The organism is Actinomyces oricola (assembly GCF_004104015.1).
Lineage (GTDB): Bacteria > Actinomycetota > Actinomycetes > Actinomycetales > Actinomycetaceae > Actinomyces > Actinomyces oricola.
In genome coordinates this window covers 55,384-74,460 of the sequence record NZ_RYFV01000015.1, presented here as the reverse complement: position 1 = coordinate 74,460, position 19,077 = coordinate 55,384, and the positions used below count along the sequence as shown (strand labels likewise).

The window sequence follows — 19,077 nt, the reverse complement described above, 5'->3', positions numbered from 1 at the left end:
GCACCACCACCTGGCAACCCATCAACGGCACCCTCACCACCACCGAAACCTCCACCCCCTACAACGTCCTACGCCTCACCTCCCTCCTCACCGACACCGCCGAAGAAAAACAAGGACACTAAAAACAACGCCGCCGTCACCAGTCTTACTGGCCGCAACCAGTATTTTCGGCGCGAGGCCCGCCTGCAGGGGGTTTATTTCGTGGTTGGTACCCGGGCGGCCTGAGAAGCGATCCGGACCTCCTGGGAGGTGCGCAGTTCAGCGATCTCGTGGCGCAGTGCGCGAAGCTCCTCCAGCACATCGGCGTGGAGCGCCGCCTCGCCGGCCGCCACGACGGTTGCTTCTGTACGCGATCCAGGTCCGACCGCTTCTCCGGCAGCATTCTTGGAGGCGGTTGCCCCGGTCGCCTCGGCGTTCGCTGTGCCCGCCTGCTCCTCCGCGGCGATCTCATGGTCCATCTGCCCCATGGTGTCCACAATGACCGCCACGAAAAGGTTGAGCATGGTGAAGGCCGACACCAGGATGAAGGGCACGAAGAACGCCCACGCCCAGGGGCTGTGCTCCATAACCGGCCGGACGATCCCCATGGACCAGCTCTCCAGGGTCATGATCTGGAACAACGAGTACAAGGAGCGGCCAATGCTGCCGAACCACTCGGGGAAGGCCTGGCCGAACATGACTGTCGCCATGACGGCGGCGACGTAGAAGATTAACCCCATGAGCAGGGCGATCGCGCTAATCCCCGGCAGGGAGCGCAGCAGCGCCTCAACCACCCGCCGCAGGCCGGGCATGAACTTGATGACGCGGAGCAGACGCATAATCCGCAAGGTTCGCAGCATCGACAACGGCCCGGCCCCGGGCACCAGCGCCACGGCCACCACCAAGAAGTCGAAAGTGTTCCATCCGGAGCGGAAGAAGCGCAGCGGTCCCACAGCAATGAGCTTGAGGGCGATCTCAACGAGGAAGACTCCCAGTGCCATGCGGTCCAAGAGGGACAGGGCCTGATGGGCCCGGGAATCGTGGGCGACCATTGTCTCCACGCCGATGGTCACGGCGTTGAGCAGGATAATCGCCATAACGGCGTTCTGGACTTTGGGGGAGTGGATCCACGTGTCAAGGTGGCGACGCCACGGGGCGACCGTTGTGCTCAACCGATGACCTCCGTCGTGAGGTAGGGGTGGTGGGGTACCGCCGGGAGTTTAAACGGTTGCGGCGGGATGGCGCATGGGGAAGAGGTGCCCGTAGTCGAGCCGATGGGCAGTCGGGTGCGGTCAGGGGCGCGGAGACCAACCGCCCTGTGCACCGGGCGAATCGCTGACCAGCAGCCGCGGCCCGACCCGCGCAGACCCCCTGCCCTTCCCGATACGGTATTACTCCGTTATTCCTGGTTGCTCCGGGTTATTCCTGACTCCAGGCCTCCCAGAGTTTGGCGTACTCGCCGCCGAGGGCCACCAGTTCGTCGTGCGTGCCGAGCTCGACGATCCGCCCGTCCATGACCACGGCCACCCGGTCGGCGTCCTGGGCGGTGTACAGCCGGTGCGCCACCTCAATGACAGTGCGTCCGGCCAGCGCCGTGGACAAGGTTCGCTCCAGGGTGCGGGCGGCGCGCGGGTCGAGCAGGGAAGTCGCCTCGTCCAGGATGAGGGTGTGGGGGTCCAGGAGCACCAGCCGCGCCAGGGCCACCTCCTGGGCCTGGGCGGGGCTGAGAACCAGGTGCCCTGAACCCACCATTGTCTCCATGCCCTTGGGCAGGGCATCCACCCAGGTGTGCGCCCCAATGGCTGTAATAGCGCGCGCAATGGTGGCGTCGTCGGCGTCGGGACGCCCCAGGCGAATATTGTCCGCAATGGTGCCCACGAAGACGTGATGCTCCTGGGTGACCAGGGCGACGTGGCGGCGCAGCTCGGTCTCACTGAGGTCCGTCAAGGGCACCCCGCCCACGGTGACCGACCCGGAGGAGGGCGGGTGGATGCCGGCGAGCATCCGTCCCAGGGTCGACTTCCCCGAGCCTGAAGGGCCGACAACGGCCAGCCGCTCCCCGGGCTCCAGGTCCAGATCAATGCCGTGGAGGACTTCGACACCCTCACGGTAGGAGAAGCGCACCTGGCGCAGCTCAATGCGCCTGCCCTCGGGCACGGCGCCGGTCGGGGTGCGGTCGGGGGCGACCTCCTCGACGCCGAGGATGCGCGATAGCGACGCCTGGGAGACCTGCACCAGGTCAATCCAGAACATGAGCTGGCCGATCGACTTGCGCAGTTCCATGGCGTAGAGGGACACGGTCGTGATCGCCCCTAAGGTCGCCCAGCCGTGGGAGGCCAGAAACCCGCCCCACAGCAGGATGAGGACCACGGGAGCCCGCCAGGCGACGTCGAGCACCAGGAAGAGGCGCATGCGCAGGGCGGCGGTGAAGCGCTCCAGGCTCCAGGCCTCGGCGACACTGGCGGCGATGGCGGCCTCGCGCCGGGAGCCAATCCCCAGGGCGTCAACGGTCTGGGCGTGCTCGACGGTTTCGGTGACCACGCCGTTAAGGCGGGCGAAGGCCGCCGAGTTGGCCCGGTAGGCGGGCACGGAGACCCCCAGGTACCAGCGCATCATGATCCACACCGGTGGGGCGATGAGCAGCAGGACAATGGCGAGCAGCGGGTCGGCGACGGCGGCGGCCAGCAGTGTGAAGAGGATGGTCACCACGCACACCATGATTTGGGGAATGCCCACCCGTACCAGGAACTCTATGCGGGAGACGTCATTGGTGGTGCGTCCCACCAGGTCGCCGGTGCCCGCGGATTCGACGGCGCTCAAGGGCAGGTGCACCACGCGGGCCATCATCCGTTCACGCAGGTCGGCGAACACCGACTCGCCCAGGGTGCGGGCGTGCATCTGGGCATAGCGGTTAATGACGGCGCCCAGAATGGTGACGACCACAATGACCGCCACCACGGTGTCAATGTAGGTGACGGTGGCCCGCCCCTGGGAGACGCGGGTGACGAGTTGGCCCAGCATCCAGGGAGCCACGAGGGTGGCCAGGACTGCGGTGATCTGGAGGGCGAGGACGCCGACGAAACGCCACTGGTAGGAGGCCATGATTCCCAGGGTCTTGCGCATAGCGACCCCGCCTGTGGCCAGGGGCAGTGCCATTACCCCACCTCCTGGGCTGGGGCCGGGGTGGCCTGGGTGGAGGAGGCGGCCGGGGCGGGGGATGTCGCTGCCGGGGCGGCCTGGACGGGGGATGCCGCCGGGGTGACTGGGGCGACTTGGGCGGGGTCGCCGGCCGGCGGGGCGGGCGCGCCGACTTCAGCGCTCCTACGCCCTGGAGCGCTTCCACGCCCTGGGGCGGCGGCCGTCGCACAGGTGCCATGAGTGTCATGGTCCGGCCCGCTGCACTCCTCGCCGCTGGCGCGGGCCACAATCCTCCGGTACGTCAAGGCGTCCACATCACCGGCACGGGCCCGGGCCAGCAGTTCGCGGTGCGTTGAACGCGTCAGCAAGCTACCGCCCTCGTCTAGGAGAAGCACCTCGTCGCAGGCCTCCAGGACCAGCGGGGAGGCGGTGACCACGACCGTGGCGCGTCCCCGCCGGGCGTCGTGCAGGCGCTGGGCCACCCGGGATTCGGTGTGGGAGTCCAGGGCGGAGGTCGGCTCAATGAGGACCAGGGTTGGCGCCTCGGTGAGCAGGGCCCGGGCCAGGGCCACCCGCTGACGCTGACCCCCGGACAGGGAGAGCCCCTTCTCCGTGATCATGCCCGCCAGCCCTGCGTCCAGGGAAGAAAGCACATCGGCGGCGTCGGCCACCTCCAGGGCCGCCAGCAGCCGCTCATCGCCCTCCAGGCGGTCGGCCTGGGGGCGGACCTGCTGGTCGACGTCGGCGACCCCGGCGCGCTCCTGCTCGGCGCGCACCAGGTCGGCCACCCCCACGGGCACGGGGCTCGGGGCCCCACGTGCATTGAGCGCCTCACGCAGGGTGCCGGTGAACAGTTGGGCGGTGGCGCCGGAAACAGTGATGGAGGCGCGCACCTGCCCCAGGCCCATCTGAGGCAGTGGCCGGCCGGACAGGGTGACAATGGGGGCGCTGTCGTCGAATCTGCCCAGGCGCGTGGCCATCTCGGTGCTCAGGCCGGGGTCGGGGGCCACTAGCGCCGTCATCCGACCGGGAGCCAGGTATACGTTGGTGGCGGTGTCGACAATGCCTCCGCTCACAGCCTGCTCACGCGAGGGGTCCAGTCCCAGGCGCTCGGCAACGGTCCCGGCCTGGGGGCGCACGTGAAGCAGCCGGCTCAGGCGGCGGACCGCCACCCGGGCGCGGGCGAGGTCCTGCACGGAGTTGGAGAAGACCATGAGCGGCCAGGACAAGTAGGCGGTGTAGCCGTAGAAGGTGACCAGGCTCCCGGCGCTCATGGCCCCGCTGAGGGCCAGGCGCGCCGCCGCCCACACCACGGCGGCCACGAACAGGCCGGGCAGGAGCACCTGGAGGCTCATGAGGATCGACTGGGTGCCGGCCACCTCCACCCCGCGGCGCCGCAGCTCCTGGGAGGCGTCGCGGTAGCGGGTGGCGAAGACGTCCTCCCCGCCAATACCGCGCAGAATGCGCAAGCCGGCCACGGTGTCGGTGGTAATGGTGGTGACCTCGGACTGGGCCTGGCGCTGAACGGCCTGGCGGCGCTGGAGCGGCCGAATGACCAGAGTGACGATCCAGGCCACCAGCGGCATACCGATAAGCACCATGAGCCCCAGGCGCACTGAGGTACCCAGCATGAGGACGGCCACGACCGCGTAAGAGGCAACAGCCCCCAGCAGGGTGGGCAGGCGCTGGGCCAGGTTGCCCAGGTGCTGGGAATCGGAGGCCACAATGGAGGCGACCTCACCGGTGGAGACCTGGTGGGGCAGGGCCGCCCCAGTAATGGAAACCTGCCGGCCCACGAGTCGGTCGACGTCGAAGGTCACCCGCATCCAGCACATCGCCCCGTAGAAGGACAGCAGGGTGTCGCCCACGGCATAGACGACGAAGAGCGCCAGGAGGGCCAGGCAGAGAGTCCAGATGCGGCCATTGAGGCCATTCTCAATGCCGGCGTCCAGGGCGGCCCCCAGAAAGGCGGGCACAATCGCCTGAATAATGCTGGCCACCGCTGAGGCGGCGGTGGCCACGGCCAGTGGTGCGGCGGCGCGGCCCAGCAGCCAGCGCAGCAGCGCGGCCGGGGCACTGGGGGGTTCGGGCAGGGGCGCGTCGGGGGAGGGCAAAAAGCGCTCGATCAGGTTGGCCATGGTGGCCTGAGCCTAGCCTGTCGCCCCCGCCCCGGGGCGCTCCCTGACAAGAGCGCCCCGGGGCGCGTGGGCTCACTCGGGCTCACTCGGTGGCAATGGCGTCCAGGACCGGCATGCGCGCCGCCCGCAGCGCCGGCCACACGGCGGCAATGACGCCAACAACTATTGAGATGACGAGCATGACCACCAGCTGCCCCCAGGGTATGGCCAGGGTGGTCAGGCCGTCGGCCTCCAGGACTCGGCGCAGGGCGGCCGCCAGGAAGACCCCGGTGGCTCCTCCCACCACCGTGCCGTACAGGGCGGTGAGCACCGACTCGACCATAATCTCGCCGCCGAGCTGGGCCTTGCCCAGGCCCACGGCTCTCATGAGCCCGATCTCCCGGGTGCGCTCACTGACCGAGAGCACCAGGGTGTTGACAATGCCCAGGATTGCAATGGCGATCGACAGGGCCAGTAGGGCGTACAGCACCGACAGCATCTGGTTGACCTGCTGGCCGATCCGGTCGGACACCTCATGGGAGTCGAGCACCGCGTACTGGTAGGTCGGTGCCACAATCTCCTCAATGCGGCCGCGGGCGGTCTCGGCGTCGGCGCCATCAACCAGGGACACGAACATGCCCAGGGGGCTGGCCAGAACCTGGGAAGGGTCGGTGGGCGTGGCGCCGGTCCACGATCCGAGCTGAACCACCATATCGGGGGTGGCGTAGAACATGCCGGTGATGCCATCGGGATCGACGACGGCGACCACGGTCGCCTGCACGCCGCCCATGGGGCCTGTGAGGGCGACGGTGTCTCCCACCGATAGACCGGTGTCAGTGTTGGCGGCGAGGTGGGTCGCGTCGAGGTCATCCAGGGAGCCGGACTGGACGGACAGATCGTAATAGTCGATGTACTCGGCTCCGGGGATGATATTGACCTGGGCGATGGGCTGCTGCGAGCCGTCGGGCATGGCCGCGGAGACCACATAGGCCTTGTAGGCGGTGGTGGTGTCGACCTCGTCAAGGGCCTCGATCTGGGCGACCATATCGGCGGGGAGCTGCGTCAGAACGCTGGTCACAGCCGGCTCAACAATGAAGTCGGCCTTCATGGAGTCGTCGACGACGTCGGATACCGAGGAATCGACTGAGGCGGCCAGGGTTGCGCCCGCACACACCAGGGCCATGCCCACCATGAGGGCCCCGGAGGTGTTGGCGGTGCGACGCGGGTTGTGAACAATATTGCGCGCGGCCAAACGACCCGAGGGGCGCAGTAACCGGAAGGGCAGGCCAATGAGCCCCACCACGGGGCGGGCCAGGATCGGGGATATCACCAGCAGCCCCAGCAGGACGGCGCCGGCTCCCACCCCCAGGATGAGGTTGCGCTGCTCCAGATCCTCGCCCGCCCAGGCGGCTGCTACCGCAGCCAGACCGGCCGCCGTCAACAGGCCCCCAATGATGGTGCGTGCGACCAGCGATTTATCCCGCGCCCCCGAGACGCCGCGCATGGCCTCGACCGGGTGGGTCAGGGCCGCCTCGCGCGCCGGCAGCAGGGCGCCGACGACGGTGACCAGCATGCCCACAACAAGGGAGACGATAATGATCGGGGTGGTCAAGGGCACGCCGTCGGCCAAGGGCATGCCGGCGGCATTGAGCAGGGCCACAATCCCCTTGAGAATAACCGCGCCGACGCCCACCCCCAGCGCCGACCCCACCAGGCCAATGACCACGGCCTGAAGGAAAACGGTGCCGAAGACCGAGCCCGGTGAGGCCCCCACGGCCCGCAGGAGGGCGAACTCTTTGACGCGCTGACGCACGCTCATGGCGAAAGAATTCATAATAATGAAGGAGCCCACGAACATGGCCAGAATGACGAAGACCAGCAGGAAGGTCTGTACGAAACCCAAGATGCTCTCAATGTAGGCATTCCGCTCGTCAATGGTCTGCTCCCGGGTCTGAATCCGCACCGAGTCCGGGAGCGCGGAGGTGATCCGGTCCTTGACGGCCGCCACGTCGGCGCCGCTGTCCACAATGATGGAAATGGAGTTCACCTGCCCGGTGGGGGCGGCGATCGGCATAATCCACTCCCGGTCCATGCCCACCAGCGTGGCCCCGGCCATGGAGGTCCCGAAGCTGAACTCGCCAACCACCGTGACCTCAGTGGGATCACCTTGGATGACCAGGTGGGTGGAGTCCCCGGGCTTGAGCCCGGAGCGCTCTATGGCGCCGGATTCCAGGGCGATCTCGCCCTCCCCGGAGGGTGCGCGGCCCTGGATCCAGGTAATGTCGGTGTCCTCGGCGCCAATGGGCAGCAGCAGGGTGGGCGCCCCCATGGACGTCACCGGGGTGTCGTCGGCCCCCACCAGGACGCCGGTGAGCGAGGCTTGGGGGGTGGCTTCGGCGACGCCGTCGACCTGCTCGATCTGCTCGGCCAGGGAGGCGTCCACCGGCTCGGTTACGAGATTCGCGGTGCCCACGGTGCCGGTGATGGGCTGGCCGGTGACGTACAGGTCGGCGGTGAAGGTGGAGGAGGTCAGGGCGGAGAACGTGTCGGACAGGACGGCGCGCAGGGCCAGTGTCCCGGACAGGAAGGACACTCCGAGGACCACGGCCACGGTGGTGAGGATGAACTGCCTGAGGTGGGCGCGGATGGAGCGCCAAGCGACGCGGACCATGGTTCAGGCCTCCGTGGAGCCGCGCCCGGTCGGGGCGGGGCCGCCCCCGGGCCCGCCGCCGTCGCCCAGCTCGCGCAGGGCGTCGAGGACGCGGTCCCGGTCGGGGTCGTCGAGTTGGGCGACGACGTGCCCGTCGCGCAAGAAGATGACGGTGTCGGCCCAGGCGGCGGCGTCGGGCTCATGGGTGACCATGACCACCGACTGGCCCAGTTCATCAACGCTGCGACGCAGAATGTTCAGGACCTGCTCAGTGGAGCGGGAATCAAGGTTGCCGGTGGGCTCGTCGGCGAAAACGACGGCAGGATTACCCACCAGGGCGCGGGCGCAGGCCACGCGCTGAACCTGGCCGCCGGAGAGCTCGGCGGGGCGGTGGGACAGGCGGTCGCCCAGGCCCACGGACTCAATCACCTGGTTGAAACGCTCCTTGTCGACCTTGGCGCGGGCAATGTCCAAGGGCAGGGTGATGTTCTCCTCGGCGGTCAGGGTCGGCACCAGGTTGAAGGACTGGAAAACGAAGCCAATGCGCTCCCGGCGCAGCTTGGTCAAGCGGCGCTGGCTCATGGAGGAGACCCGCTCGCCGTCAAGCTCGATAGTTCCCGAGGTCACCGAGTCCAGGCCCGCCAGGCAGTGCATGAGGGTCGACTTGCCCGAGCCCGAGGGGCCCATGACGGCGGTGAAGCGGGCACGCGCAATATCCACGTCAACGGCGTCCAGGGCGGTGACGGCAGCGGCTCCGCGCCCGTATATCTTCGTCAAGGATCTCGCCACAATAACCGGGTCCTCAACCGGCGTGGGAGCCTGGAGAAGAGGCGCCTCAGAAACTGGGTCCGTGCTGCGTAATGTGTGAGTGGGCATATGTCGATCCTGTCACGGCGCCCCTGGTGCGGGCATCGTCCATGCGGATGACAGCCGGCGCCGTCCTCGGCGACCGCCCTCCCGCACCGGCCCGGTCCCCGCCGGCGACGGGCGCTAGGAGTCCGGCGTCGACTGCTGCCGGCTGTCCTTCAAGGCCAGTACCCGGCGGGCCGACTCATCCACCCGCGCCGCGACGACCGGGTCGGCGCGGGCAGCCGCGGCAAGGGCTTGGGCCATCTGCGTGGCAACCGCGGGGTCGGCTGCGGCGAGCACCAGGTCGCAGCCGGCCTTGACCGCCAGGAGGGCGCGCTCACCGGCCTCCCAGTCCAGCACCTGCGCCGCCCCGGCGACGTCGTCGGTCATGACCACCCCGGTAAAGCCCATCTCAGTGCGGAGCATGTCGGTGACCACCACCGAGGAGAAGACGGCGGGTGAGGCTCCGTCAATGTGCGAGTACACCGCCGAGGACATCATGATCGACTGTGCGCCGGCGGCAATGGCATTGGCGAAGACCGACACCGCCTGGTCCCCGGAGCGGGTCGTGACGGTGTCGGTGACCTGGGAGGCGACATCCGTGTTCTCGCTCACCCGGCCCAGGCCGGGGAAATGCTTGTAGGTGGGGATGACGCCGCCGGCCTGCATGCCCTGGGCGAAGGCGGTCGCGCGGGAGGAAACCGTGGCGGCGTCATGGCCGTACTCGCGGCCCCACTGCCCAATGGGGCCGTTGGTTGACGGGTCGGCAATGTCAACCAGGTCGGCCACTGGCGCCAGATTCATGGTCACCCCGACGTCGGCCAGCTCCCGGCCCCAGGCGGTGGCCGAGGAGAGCAGCTGGTCGGCCGTTTGCGCCGACTGATCGAGCGCGGAGGGGATGGTGGAAAAGCCGGGGCCGGCCAGGACCTGGACCTCCCCGCCCTCCTGGTCGGTGGCCACCAGCAGGGGGGTGTTGCGGGTGGTGGTGGGGCCAACCAGGTCGGTGAAGGACGTAATGACCTCGCGCACGGCCGGGCCGCCCGCATGGGACCTGCCGGAGATGAAGATATTGCCCACGTGGTGGGACACGACGGCGTCGGTGGAGGCCGGGGCGGGCGCGGAGGCGTCCACACCGACCATGAGGAGCTGGCCGACCTTCTCCTCCAGGGTCCAGCCCGCAAGTGGATCCGCGCTCGCGGTTCCCGACGGTGTCGGCGTGGCCGTCGCCGGTGAGGGGGCGGGGGCCGTCGTGGATGGGCTCGCAGTCCGGGTGCCCTGTGGACTGCACCCGGCCAGGCCCGTGGCCCCGAGTAGCGCGGCCATGACCACCGGGCGCCGGCCCACCCGGCCGAGGCGATCGGGGCGGTGCGGCCCGGCGGAGGCGGTGGGGACTGGGGCGGTGGGGTCCTCCGGGGTTGAGCCCGTGGTGGAGCCCATTGCGACTGAACTGGAGGGGCCCGCCGCGCCCGGCGCGGCAGGCCGGCGGCGGCCCTTCATGACCAGCACCCTAGGGCACGGGCATGCGCCGCGGGAGTCCACCACGAGCCCGACCCTCCGCGGTGCGCACGTGCGGTGGGGGAGCGGGGCCCGTGCCGAAAAGTTCGAAAGTCCTCAGGCCCACCCCAGCTGGTGGAGCCGCTGGTCGTCTATGCCGAAGTGGTGGGCGATTTCATGAATGACGGTGACCTCGATTTCCTGGACCAGCTCCTCGCGGGTGGTGCACCACCGCTGGAGGGGGCCGCGGAAGATGAGAATGCGGTCGGGCAGGGCCATGGACCAGCCCTCGTCGCGCTCGGTCAAGGGCACGCCGTCATATAGGCCCAGAAGGGTCGGCAATCCTTCTGAATCGCGGTCTTCGGGGCGCAGCATGTCGGGGTCGGGTTCGTCGAGGACGAGGATGACAACGTTGTCCATGGCCTGTGCGAGATCTGCGGGAATGAGGTCCAGGGCGTCGGCCACGGCCTCCTCGAAGGCCTCATTGGACAGGTGCACGGGGCTCATGGGGGGAGCCTTCCATATGGCCTCTACAGTGGTGCCGCTCTTCGACCTGCGGGTTGCCGGACAGGACGCGCGAAGATCGGTGAGGAGGGTCACGTCGAACAGATTTGCGTGGCGCGCGTGCCGCCCCTTAGTGTTCTACCCGGTTCGAGGCGCGACGACGCCAAGGGCACAGGCCCCCATCGTCTAGCGGCCTAGGACCCCGCCCTTTCACGGCGGTAGCACGGGTTCGAATCCCGTTGGGGGTACGGTTCGTGCGAGCGTATAGAGCTCGCAAGGGCTCGGCTTCGTGCCACACGAGGCCTCGTGGCGCAGTTGGTTAGCGCGCCGCCCTGTCACGGCGGAGGTCGCGGGTTCAAGTCCCGTCGAGGTCGCGGATAAGGACCGGCCCGGTCACGAATGATCGGGCCGTCACTGTTCCATGGCTCTGTAGCTCAGTTGGTAGAGCGTTCGACTGAAAATCGAAAGGTCACCGGATCGACGCCGGTCGGAGCCACTGCGCGAGGCCCCGCGACCCACAAGGTCGCGGGGCCTCGCGCTGTTCGTCCCGCCGGCCCGGTGCCCTGCCGGGTGTCCTACCGGCCCAGTGCCCCGTCGTGCGCCTCGCCGGCCCAAGCCGACATGCCGGGATGAGACTGATGGTGAGGGCGCCAGTCTCATCCCAGAAAGCCGGAATCGGCGGGCGGGTTTCCGGGAGCAATGGGCGAAATACCAGGCTTAATCGACAGGTGCCGCGGTTTACGGATGGGGTGTCGGACACGTCTTTGCATCCTCAGCAGGCACTCAGGTTGGGCTCAGGCCGGGCTCGTACGGTGCCCCCATGCATCTTCTGAGCGCAATCGCCCCGGTGCTCCTTGCCGCGGAGCCCTCAACACCGTCGCCCTCTGACGACGCCACCTCGGAGGCCGCTGAAGCGGTCGTCGAAACCACTGTCGACTTACTTGCTTTCGCCTGGAAGGCCGGGCTCGGGGCGATCCTGGGGATCGCTATCGCCGGCATTGTCATTGCAGTCCTGCGCTCCATGAGCCGGCAGCGCACCATCCTGGCGGAGATCGCCCGTTTCTGCCGCAACTCCGCCTACGGCCTGGGCGGTCTCACCGGCGCCTACCTGGGGGCGCAGATCGCCGTCGTCGACCTGTCCGCCCCCGCTTGGGCCACGGCCACCCAGCACATCCTGCTCATTGGCGTCATTCTGGCGGCCACCTGGCTCATTGTCGGGCTGGCCAAGGCCCTGGAGTCCAGTGTCGTGGAGTCCGTGCGCGCCGCGGGCGACGAGGGACGCGCCAACCGCGTGACCACCCAGACTCAGATCATGCGGCGCGTGGCCGAGGCCATCATCATTATTTGCGGCACGGTGGGCGGCGTTATGACCTTCCCCAGCGCCCGCGTGGCCATGGGGTCGCTCCTGGCCTCCGCCGGTCTGGTCTCGGTGGTTGCCGGTCTGGCCGCCCAGTCCACCCTCGGCAACGTCTTCGCCGGCATCCAATTGGCCACCACTGACGCCATCCGGGTGGGCGACGTCGTGGTCATTGACGACGAGCAGGGCACCATTGAGGAGATCACCCTGACTTATGTGGTGGTGCGCTCATGGGATGACCGGCGCGTCATCCTCCCCTCGACCCACTTCACGCAGAACCCCTTCGCGAACTGGTCGCGTCGCGGCACCGAGCACACCGGCACCCTCACCCTGGACCTCGACTGGCGGGTGCCCGTGGCGGCCGTCCGCGCCGAGCTGGCCCGTATTGTCGCCGCCGCCCCCGCCTGGGACGGGCGCGTGGCGAACCTCGACGTCACCGATACCGCCGGGGGCACCGTGACCCTGCGCATCGCCCTGTCCGGCCCCGATGCCTCCACCGTCTTCGGACTCCAGTGCCATGTGCGTGAGGAGCTCGTCACCTGGATGCAGACCACGGCCCCCTACGCCCTGCCGCGCACCCGCGTCGAGGTCGACAATGTCGAGGTCAGCCACGACCCGCAGCCGGAGCAGGTCGCCCGTCTGGCCGAGGAGCTCGTCGCCCTTCAGCAGCCCGCTGCGGCCGCGCCGGTCGAGGGCACGTCCATCCAAGTCCCCGTCGAGAACGACCCCATTGAGGCTGCGCGCCTGCGCGCCGCCGCCAAGGGCCGTTCCCCAGTGCGGCGCGCCCGGCGGGACAAGGTGCGTCGGCGCCGGATCCTGGCCCGCGACGACATCGCCGGCGAGGGCATTCAAGACGCCGCGCCGCGCGGCGTGCAACGGCGCGGAAGCGGCGAGGAGACAAGCGTGATCTCAACCAATGAGCAGGAGATCTACGCTGAGCGCGATGCTAGGGCCGGGGCGCAGGTCTCGGGCAAGGTCAAGACCATTGTCAAGCCCGGGACCAAGAAGCCCGAGGTTCACAAGGTGAAGACCACCTCCGCGGTGAGGGCCACTAAGGCGACGAAGGCGGCTGACGCCGCCGAGACGGCCGAGATCCCCGCAATCACCGAGTCCACCATGCCGACCGCACCACAGGAGCCGGAGGAGAAGGACAGCTGAACCCGCCTGCCCGGCGCCCGGGCCAAGGCTGGCGCAGGCCCTGACCAGTAGCTCGTGGGGGCGCATCGCTGTCAGCGATGCGCCCCCACGAGCTACGCCGCGAGGTGAAGAACGGCGGAATCGCGCGGTCGGCTGCCGGGCGCCCACATGTCTGAGGGCGGCGTGCGCGCCGAACAGGTTGGGTGGCGCCGTTCCCGCTGCGTGAAAGCGTCTCGTGCCCGTCATCTGTGAGGTCCACCATGGCCCCGTGACCTCCAATGAGCCCACCGCCTCGACCCCCACTCCGGCCCACCGCCCGGCCAGTGCCGCCCCGGATGGCGGCCCCACCGGCTCCGCCCCGCATCTGGACCCGGCGGCCATTGCCCGCACCGATGCTCAGTGGCGCGCCGCCCTGACTCCACTGGAGTACCACGTCCTGCGCGAGGCCGGCACCGAGCGGCCCTTCACCGGCGAATACCTTCACGAGGCGCGGGAAGGCGTCTACCGCTGCCGGGGCTGCGGCGCCGAGCTCTTCCGCTCAACCACCAAGTTCGACTCCCACTGCGGTTGGCCCTCCTTCTACGACCCCGCCAACACCGAGGCCGTCACCCTGTCCACCGACACCTCCCACGGCATGGTGCGCACCGAGGTGCGCTGCGCCGCCTGCGGCTCCCACCTGGGCCATGTCTTCGCTGACGCCCCCCACACCCCCACCGGCCAGCGCTACTGCATGAACTCCATCAGCCTGACCTTCGACGCCGACGAACACCCCTAAGGAGCACTCATGTTGCGCATCCTGACCCTCAACCTCCAGCACGGGCAGCCCGGTGCCGGCGCTGGAGACGGATCAGCCTCCGCCGGGTCATTGGCCCGGGCCGACATTCGCGACCCCCATACCGCCCGCGCCGTCCTGGCCGCCCTGGCCGAGCAGCTCGCCGAGCTCGCCCCCGACATTGTCGCCCTCCAGGAGGTCGACCTCCACCAGCCCCGCTCCGGGCGCCTGGACCAGGTCGCCGTCCTGGCCGAGTTCCTGGGCTGGGAGCACCACCGCTTCGCCGCCACGTACGCCGGCCCCATTGCCGGCCTGCGCCGCCGCCCCCTGCGCTCGGCCCTGGAGTCGCCCGCCGACGACATCCTGGGGCCGGCCCGCGCCCTGACCGGCGCCAAGCCCGCCGGCTTCGGCAACGCCCTGCTCAGCCGCCATCGTGTGGGCGCCTGGCGCATCCAGCGCCTGGGGCGCGGCCCGGCCACAGTCGTGCGACGCGGCGACAACCCCCTGGACCCGCGCTCCTACCGGCTGTTCACCGCCACCGCGCGCAACCTCCTAGTCGCCGCCATTGAACCCGGCGCCGTGCCCGGAGTCGGGGCCATGACTGTGGGGGCCGCCCACCTGGCCACCCGACGGGAGATCGCCTCCGCCCAGTTGGCCGCCGCCTGGAGCGCCCTGACCACCCTGCCCGGCCCGCACGTTCTGGCCGGCGACCTCAACCTGCGCGCCGAGCACCTCGCCGCCCTGGGGGTGGCCCGCCCCGTGGGAGAGGGGCCCACATACCCGGCCTCAGGGCCCGTGCACCGCATTGACCACGTCCTGACCGATCCGTGGCCCACCGACGCCAACGGACTCCCCCTGGCTACGGCGCAGGCGGCCGGCGCCCCGGCATGGGTCGGGCCCGAGCGCCCGCTGCTGCGAGCCGTGGGCGGGGGCGCGCGCAGCCTCGTCGTCTCCGACCACGCCTGCACCTGGGTGGACCTCGAGCCTGTCGCCGGCTGAGAGCGGGGAGCGGGGCGGGCGCAACAACCATGGGGGAGGTGCTTGGGGGGCTCGCCGTGTTCGGTGCGGTCATTGCCGTGGGGTGGGGCCTGGGGCGCGCCGGCGCGCTGCCGCACGATGCCGACCGCATCCTCACCCGTTTGGCGTTCTTCGCCGCCACCCCGGCCCTACTGGTCACCACCCTGGCCGACGCCGAGCTGGGAGCCGTGCTCTCCGCTCGCACCCTGAGCGCCGTCGTCGCCGAGGTGGTGTCGGTCCTGGGGGCCTTCGCGGTGCATTGGGGGCTACTCCGCCGCGAACTGCCCGAGGCGGTCATTGGGGCCCTGGCCTCGGCCTACGTCAATGCTGCGAATCTGGGCATTCCCGTGGCCGTGCTCGTCATTGGGGACGCCACCGCCATTGCCCCAGTCCTATTGCTTCAACTCCTCATACTCACACCCACCGCCTTCGCGGTGCTCGACACCACGACCCGCCGCCTGGCCGCCTCCCCACTGCGCCGGGCCGCCGCACCCCTGCGCAACCCACTCGTACTGGCGGTCCTCGGCGGGGTGGCCCTCAACCTCACCGGCGTCCCCCTGGACGCGGTGGCCGCCGGGCACGTGCGCGAAATCCTCGACCTGCTGGGGCGCATGGCCGTGCCCCTTATGATGATCTCCCTGGGCTTGAGCCTGGCCGACGCCCGCCGCTCGCGGCGCGGGGGCCGCCGGGCCGCGCCCGCCTCGGCCGGGCAGGAGCGGGCCCTATGGTGGGCGGTGGGCTGGAAACTGGTCGCCGCCCCGGTCATTGCGGCGGGCCTGGGGGCGGTGCTGGGGCTGCGCGGGGTGGGGCTGCTGGTGCCCGTGACCATGGCCTGCCTGCCCACTGCCCAGAACGTGTTCATGTACGCCTCGCGCTACGAGCGGGCCGTGCCCCTGGCGCGCGACGCCGTGCTGCTCACGACGGCGGGCTTCGTGCCAATAGTGCTGCTCGCCTCCGCGCTGCTGCGCTAATGTGCTCAGTTGTGCTCAGTGCCGCCCGGCCGGGGACGGACGGCGGGGGAAGAGGACCGCCGGCGGGCGGGGCCCGGGCCGTGGGCAGGACTCGGGCGTTGGCGGCAACAATAAAAATGTCAAGGCTCCTTGACGTCAATGTCAAGGAGCTCATACATTTTGGCGCATGAGTACACCCTCCACCTCCATCCCTGACGGCGCTGGGGCTCAGGCCCCGTCCGTCGATACGCCCCATGTTGACGCCTCGGCCCCGGTCCGCGGCACCCCCGCTCCCCGTCTGGCCCTGGCCCTGGGCCTGCGGCCCGCCCTCATCATTGCCTGCGGCGCCTCCCTCATCGCCATGGGGAGGGCAATGCTGTGGATGAACGTCCTCATTGTCGTCATTGACATTGTGACCCTCGTCCTGGTCCACAGGCTCCTGCGCGCCGAGGGGCGTGGTCTGGCGGACCTGCTCCAGCCCGTGCGGGGCGCTGACTTCGCCTGGGGCCTGCTGTGCGGACTCATTATCCTGGTCGCCTGGTTCCCCGCCACCTTCATCGGCAACCTGGTCGCCTACCAGGGGCCGCCGCCGGAGGCCTCCTATGGGGGCGGCGCCGTGCCGCTGTGGCTGGGGCTGTTTGCCGTTTCGGTCATGCCGGTGACCATTGGGCTGGCCGAGGAGGCGCTCTACCGCGGCTACCTCCAGCCCCGTCTCCAGGGGCGCATCGGGCTGGTGGGCGCCGTGCTGACCGCCTCCGCGGTCTTCGCCCTTCAGCACATCGGTTTCGCCTTGCCCGACCCCCGGATGGCTGTCGCCAGCGTGGTACGGACCTTCCTCGCCGGGCTCGTGTTCGCCGGGCTGCTCATCTGGCGCAAGCGGGTTATGCCGCTGGCCGTCGGGCACTGGTTAATGGATCTGCTTGGCCTGGGGCTGCCGCTCATGGCGAGTGCAGTACTGTGAAGCCGGCCGGTACGGCCCGCCCACGCCGCTGACCGGGCGGGGCTGATGCGTAGAATCCGGGGCATGGAGCCCGCCACCCGCCACTACTTCATCCGTCTCGGTGTGGCCGTGGTGGTCTACTGCGCGCTACTGGCGGTGGCCCTGCTGGTCGGACGCGCCCTGGCCCCGCCGTGGCGGATGCTCAGCGCGCTCATTGTGCTTCCCTCGGTGGTGCTGATTGTGCGCGCAGTCATGCAGTACTGGCGGGAGGCCGATGAGTTGGCCCGCTCCATTATGGTGGACTCCCTGGCCATTGGCTTCGCCGTGGGGACTCCGCTGATCCTGGTCATTGGAGTCTTCCAGGCCTTCGGCTTGGCCGACCTGTCCTTCATGTGGGCCTATGCGCTCCTCATGGCCAGCTGGATGCTGGGGGCGTTCCTGGCTCGACGGCGCTACTCCTGAAGCTGCGTTGGCGGCCTGCGATGTGGAACCGCGTACGGAGCCTGCGCCGGGATAAGCACTGGACCCAGGCGGAGCTCGGCCGGGCGCTGGGGGTCTCACGGCAGACGGTCATCGCTATTGAGAAGGGCAAGTACGACCCGTCATTGCGCCTGGCCTTCGCTATTGCCGCGGTCTTCGAATTGCGTGTCGATGAGGTTTTCAACCCCGACGGCGGCGCACCGGGGGACTGATCAGCCGGTCAGTCCCCCGGCGGCCGAAAGGCCTTCTGGCGGCCAGGCGGCCGCCAGAAGGCCTTTCGCCTCGGTCGGCGCCCCACCTGCGCTGACCGGCCCTACTTGTCGTGCGTGGAGGTCTCGAAGAGGAGGTTGACCTGATCGTTGTACTTCGTGAGCGTGGAGGCCGGAACCCGCTCGGTCCAAACCTCATCCAGGCCCGGCGTCATAATGGCGGTGACGTCAGCACCGAAGTAGGTCAGGGGGAAGAAGAAGGTGGTGCCGTTCTCAACGTGCTGGGTGAAGGGCTCAGTGGGCAGGCCCGTCGCCTGAAAAACCTCGGCCGCCTTCTGACTGGAGGAAGTGATCGCCGGGAAGACAATGCCGTAGGAGGCCACAATGTCCTGAGCCTCGGTGGTGCCCAGGAAGGCCACCCACTTCGAGGCCGCCTCGATCTTCGTGGACTGCTTGACAATGGAGTCGCCCAGGCCGTTGAACAGGGAGGCGGAGGTGCCATTGGGGCCCACCGGGTTGGCGGTAATGCCCACATTGAGGTCCAGTCCCGCGAAGGTGTTGAACATCCATGCGCCATTAATGGCCGCGGCCACCGAACCCGAGCCCAGCATGACATCGGTGCTGGTAGTGGAGGAGAAGGCTCCGTTGGGGTTCAGGTACCCCTTGTCCACCAGGCCGAAGTACCAGTCAATGGTGCGCTGGAAGTCCGGGTCGTCATAGCGGTAGCGGGTGCCCCACGTCTCCTTGTCGGTGTACATCCAGTCCCCCACTGAGCCGGTGAAAGGGCTCCACTGGGTCTGCCCGTCGGCTGCTCCGGCGTTCTGGATGCCCAGGCCGTAGACCGCAATGTGCTTGGGGTCGAAGCCGTCCTCGTCCCCGCGCACGCCGTTCTTGTCCACGGTCAGGCGGGCGATAATCCTCTCGAAGGTGCCGCCGTCGTCGGGGTTCCAGGTCCAGGTGGCCAGATCCTCCTCGGTTAGGCCCGCCTGGGTGACCATGTCCATATTGTAGAAGACAGCCTCGGTGTCCCAGTCCTTGGGGCAGCCGTACTGGTGGCCGTCTTCACCCTTCCACAGGTCGATAAGGCCCTCCTGGAAGAGGAATTCGTCGACGTTGGCCCAGGCGGCCTGCTCCTCGAGGGGGACCAGGACGTCGAGGTCGACGAACTGGGCGAACTTGGCAATGTGGTCGGTGAAGACGTCGGGGCCGGTGCCGGCGATAAAACCGGCGGTCAGCTTGGTCCAGTAGTCGCCCCAACCGATCTGGGTAATGCGCACCGTAATGCCGGTCTTCTCCTTGAAACGATCGGCGCAGGCCTGGTAGGCGGGCTGTTGAGAGGCGTCCCACAGCCAGTAGTCGATGGTGTTCTGGTCGCCGTCGGAGTCGCCGGAGGGCGCGCAGGCGCTCAGCGCCATGGCGCCGGTGGCGGCCGCCAGGGCGCCCAGGGCGGTACGACGGGTGAGCATGAGTTTGTTGAGCATGTC

The 19,077-nt window shown here is 69.1% G+C and carries 15 protein-coding genes and 3 tRNA genes; 10 read left to right on the top strand and 8 right to left on the bottom strand.

All coding sequences use genetic code 11. From position 1 onward, the window contains the following. Positions 1-194: 194 nt before the first annotated feature. The 7 genes from EUC46_RS07530 to EUC46_RS07500 form a co-directional block, all read right to left on the bottom strand. Positions 195-1,151: an ion transporter gene (locus tag EUC46_RS07530; protein ID WP_206645934.1), complete on the bottom strand. Its 957-nt coding sequence runs from the start codon at positions 1,149-1,151 to the stop codon at positions 195-197. Between the two features lie 247 nt (positions 1,152-1,398). After that, on the bottom strand, positions 1,399-3,135 hold the full coding sequence (locus EUC46_RS07525; RefSeq protein ID WP_128773558.1) for an ABC transporter ATP-binding protein: 1,737 nt from the start codon (positions 3,133-3,135) through the stop codon (positions 1,399-1,401). Beyond that, positions 3,135-5,255, bottom strand: a complete 2,121-nt coding sequence (locus EUC46_RS07520; RefSeq protein WP_206645933.1) for an ABC transporter transmembrane domain-containing protein — start codon at positions 5,253-5,255, stop codon at positions 3,135-3,137. Before EUC46_RS07520 ends, EUC46_RS07525 begins: the two co-directional genes overlap by 1 nt. 82 nt (positions 5,256-5,337) lie before the next feature. Further along, complete coding sequence (locus EUC46_RS07515; RefSeq protein ID WP_128773557.1) at positions 5,338-7,905, bottom strand: ABC transporter permease; 2,568 nt, start codon at positions 7,903-7,905, stop codon at positions 5,338-5,340. Between the two features lie 3 nt (positions 7,906-7,908). Then, positions 7,909-8,661 (bottom strand): ABC transporter ATP-binding protein, encoded by a 753-nt coding sequence (locus EUC46_RS07510; protein WP_241655468.1) that lies wholly within the window; start codon positions 8,659-8,661, stop codon positions 7,909-7,911. A gap of 213 nt (positions 8,662-8,874) precedes the next feature. Then, on the bottom strand, positions 8,875-10,230 hold the full coding sequence (locus EUC46_RS07505; RefSeq protein WP_338324474.1) for a glycoside hydrolase family 3 N-terminal domain-containing protein: 1,356 nt from the start codon (positions 10,228-10,230) through the stop codon (positions 8,875-8,877). A 114-nt stretch (positions 10,231-10,344) separates the two neighbouring features. Then, a complete protein-coding gene (locus tag EUC46_RS07500) occupies positions 10,345-10,734 on the bottom strand; it encodes a metallopeptidase family protein (RefSeq protein ID WP_128773555.1) in 390 nt (129 codons plus the stop codon). Positions 10,735-10,906: 172 nt separating this feature from the next. On the opposite strand from EUC46_RS07500, the gene EUC46_RS07495 reads away from it, so the two are divergent. From EUC46_RS07495 to EUC46_RS07450, 10 genes are all read left to right on the top strand, one after another. Next, positions 10,907-10,979 (top strand) — tRNA-Glu (locus EUC46_RS07495). A 52-nt stretch (positions 10,980-11,031) separates the two neighbouring features. Then, a tRNA-Asp gene (locus tag EUC46_RS07490) sits at positions 11,032-11,105 on the top strand. Between the two features lie 49 nt (positions 11,106-11,154). Further along, a tRNA-Phe gene (locus EUC46_RS07485) sits at positions 11,155-11,227 on the top strand. A gap of 324 nt (positions 11,228-11,551) precedes the next feature. Further along, positions 11,552-13,246 carry a mechanosensitive ion channel family protein gene (locus EUC46_RS07480; protein WP_128773554.1) on the top strand — a complete coding sequence of 565 codons (1,695 nt, stop codon included), beginning with the start codon at positions 11,552-11,554 and terminating at the stop codon, positions 13,244-13,246. Positions 13,247-13,493: 247 nt separating this feature from the next. Beyond that, positions 13,494-14,000 (top strand): peptide-methionine (R)-S-oxide reductase MsrB, encoded by a 507-nt coding sequence (gene msrB / locus EUC46_RS07475; protein ID WP_164918776.1) that lies wholly within the window; start codon positions 13,494-13,496, stop codon positions 13,998-14,000. Positions 14,001-14,009: 9 nt separating this feature from the next. Next, complete coding sequence (locus EUC46_RS07470; protein ID WP_128773553.1) at positions 14,010-14,996, top strand: endonuclease/exonuclease/phosphatase family protein; 987 nt, start codon at positions 14,010-14,012, stop codon at positions 14,994-14,996. Between the two features lie 29 nt (positions 14,997-15,025). Further along, positions 15,026-15,985, top strand: a complete 960-nt coding sequence (locus tag EUC46_RS07465) for an AEC family transporter (RefSeq protein WP_128773552.1) — start codon at positions 15,026-15,028, stop codon at positions 15,983-15,985. 166 nt (positions 15,986-16,151) lie between these two features. Continuing rightward, complete coding sequence (locus EUC46_RS07460; RefSeq protein WP_128773551.1) at positions 16,152-16,925, top strand: CPBP family intramembrane glutamic endopeptidase; 774 nt, start codon at positions 16,152-16,154, stop codon at positions 16,923-16,925. A 63-nt stretch (positions 16,926-16,988) separates the two neighbouring features. Continuing rightward, positions 16,989-17,366 (top strand): hypothetical protein, encoded by a 378-nt coding sequence (locus EUC46_RS07455; RefSeq protein WP_241655467.1) that lies wholly within the window; start codon positions 16,989-16,991, stop codon positions 17,364-17,366. A gap of 20 nt (positions 17,367-17,386) precedes the next feature. Further along, on the top strand, positions 17,387-17,596 hold the full coding sequence (locus tag EUC46_RS07450; RefSeq protein WP_128773549.1) for a helix-turn-helix transcriptional regulator: 210 nt from the start codon (positions 17,387-17,389) through the stop codon (positions 17,594-17,596). Between the two features lie 101 nt (positions 17,597-17,697). On the opposite strand, the gene EUC46_RS07445 is transcribed toward EUC46_RS07450, so the two are convergent. Further along, complete coding sequence (locus tag EUC46_RS07445; RefSeq protein WP_128773548.1) at positions 17,698-19,074, bottom strand: ABC transporter substrate-binding protein; 1,377 nt, start codon at positions 19,072-19,074, stop codon at positions 17,698-17,700. Positions 19,075-19,077 lie beyond the last annotated feature (3 nt).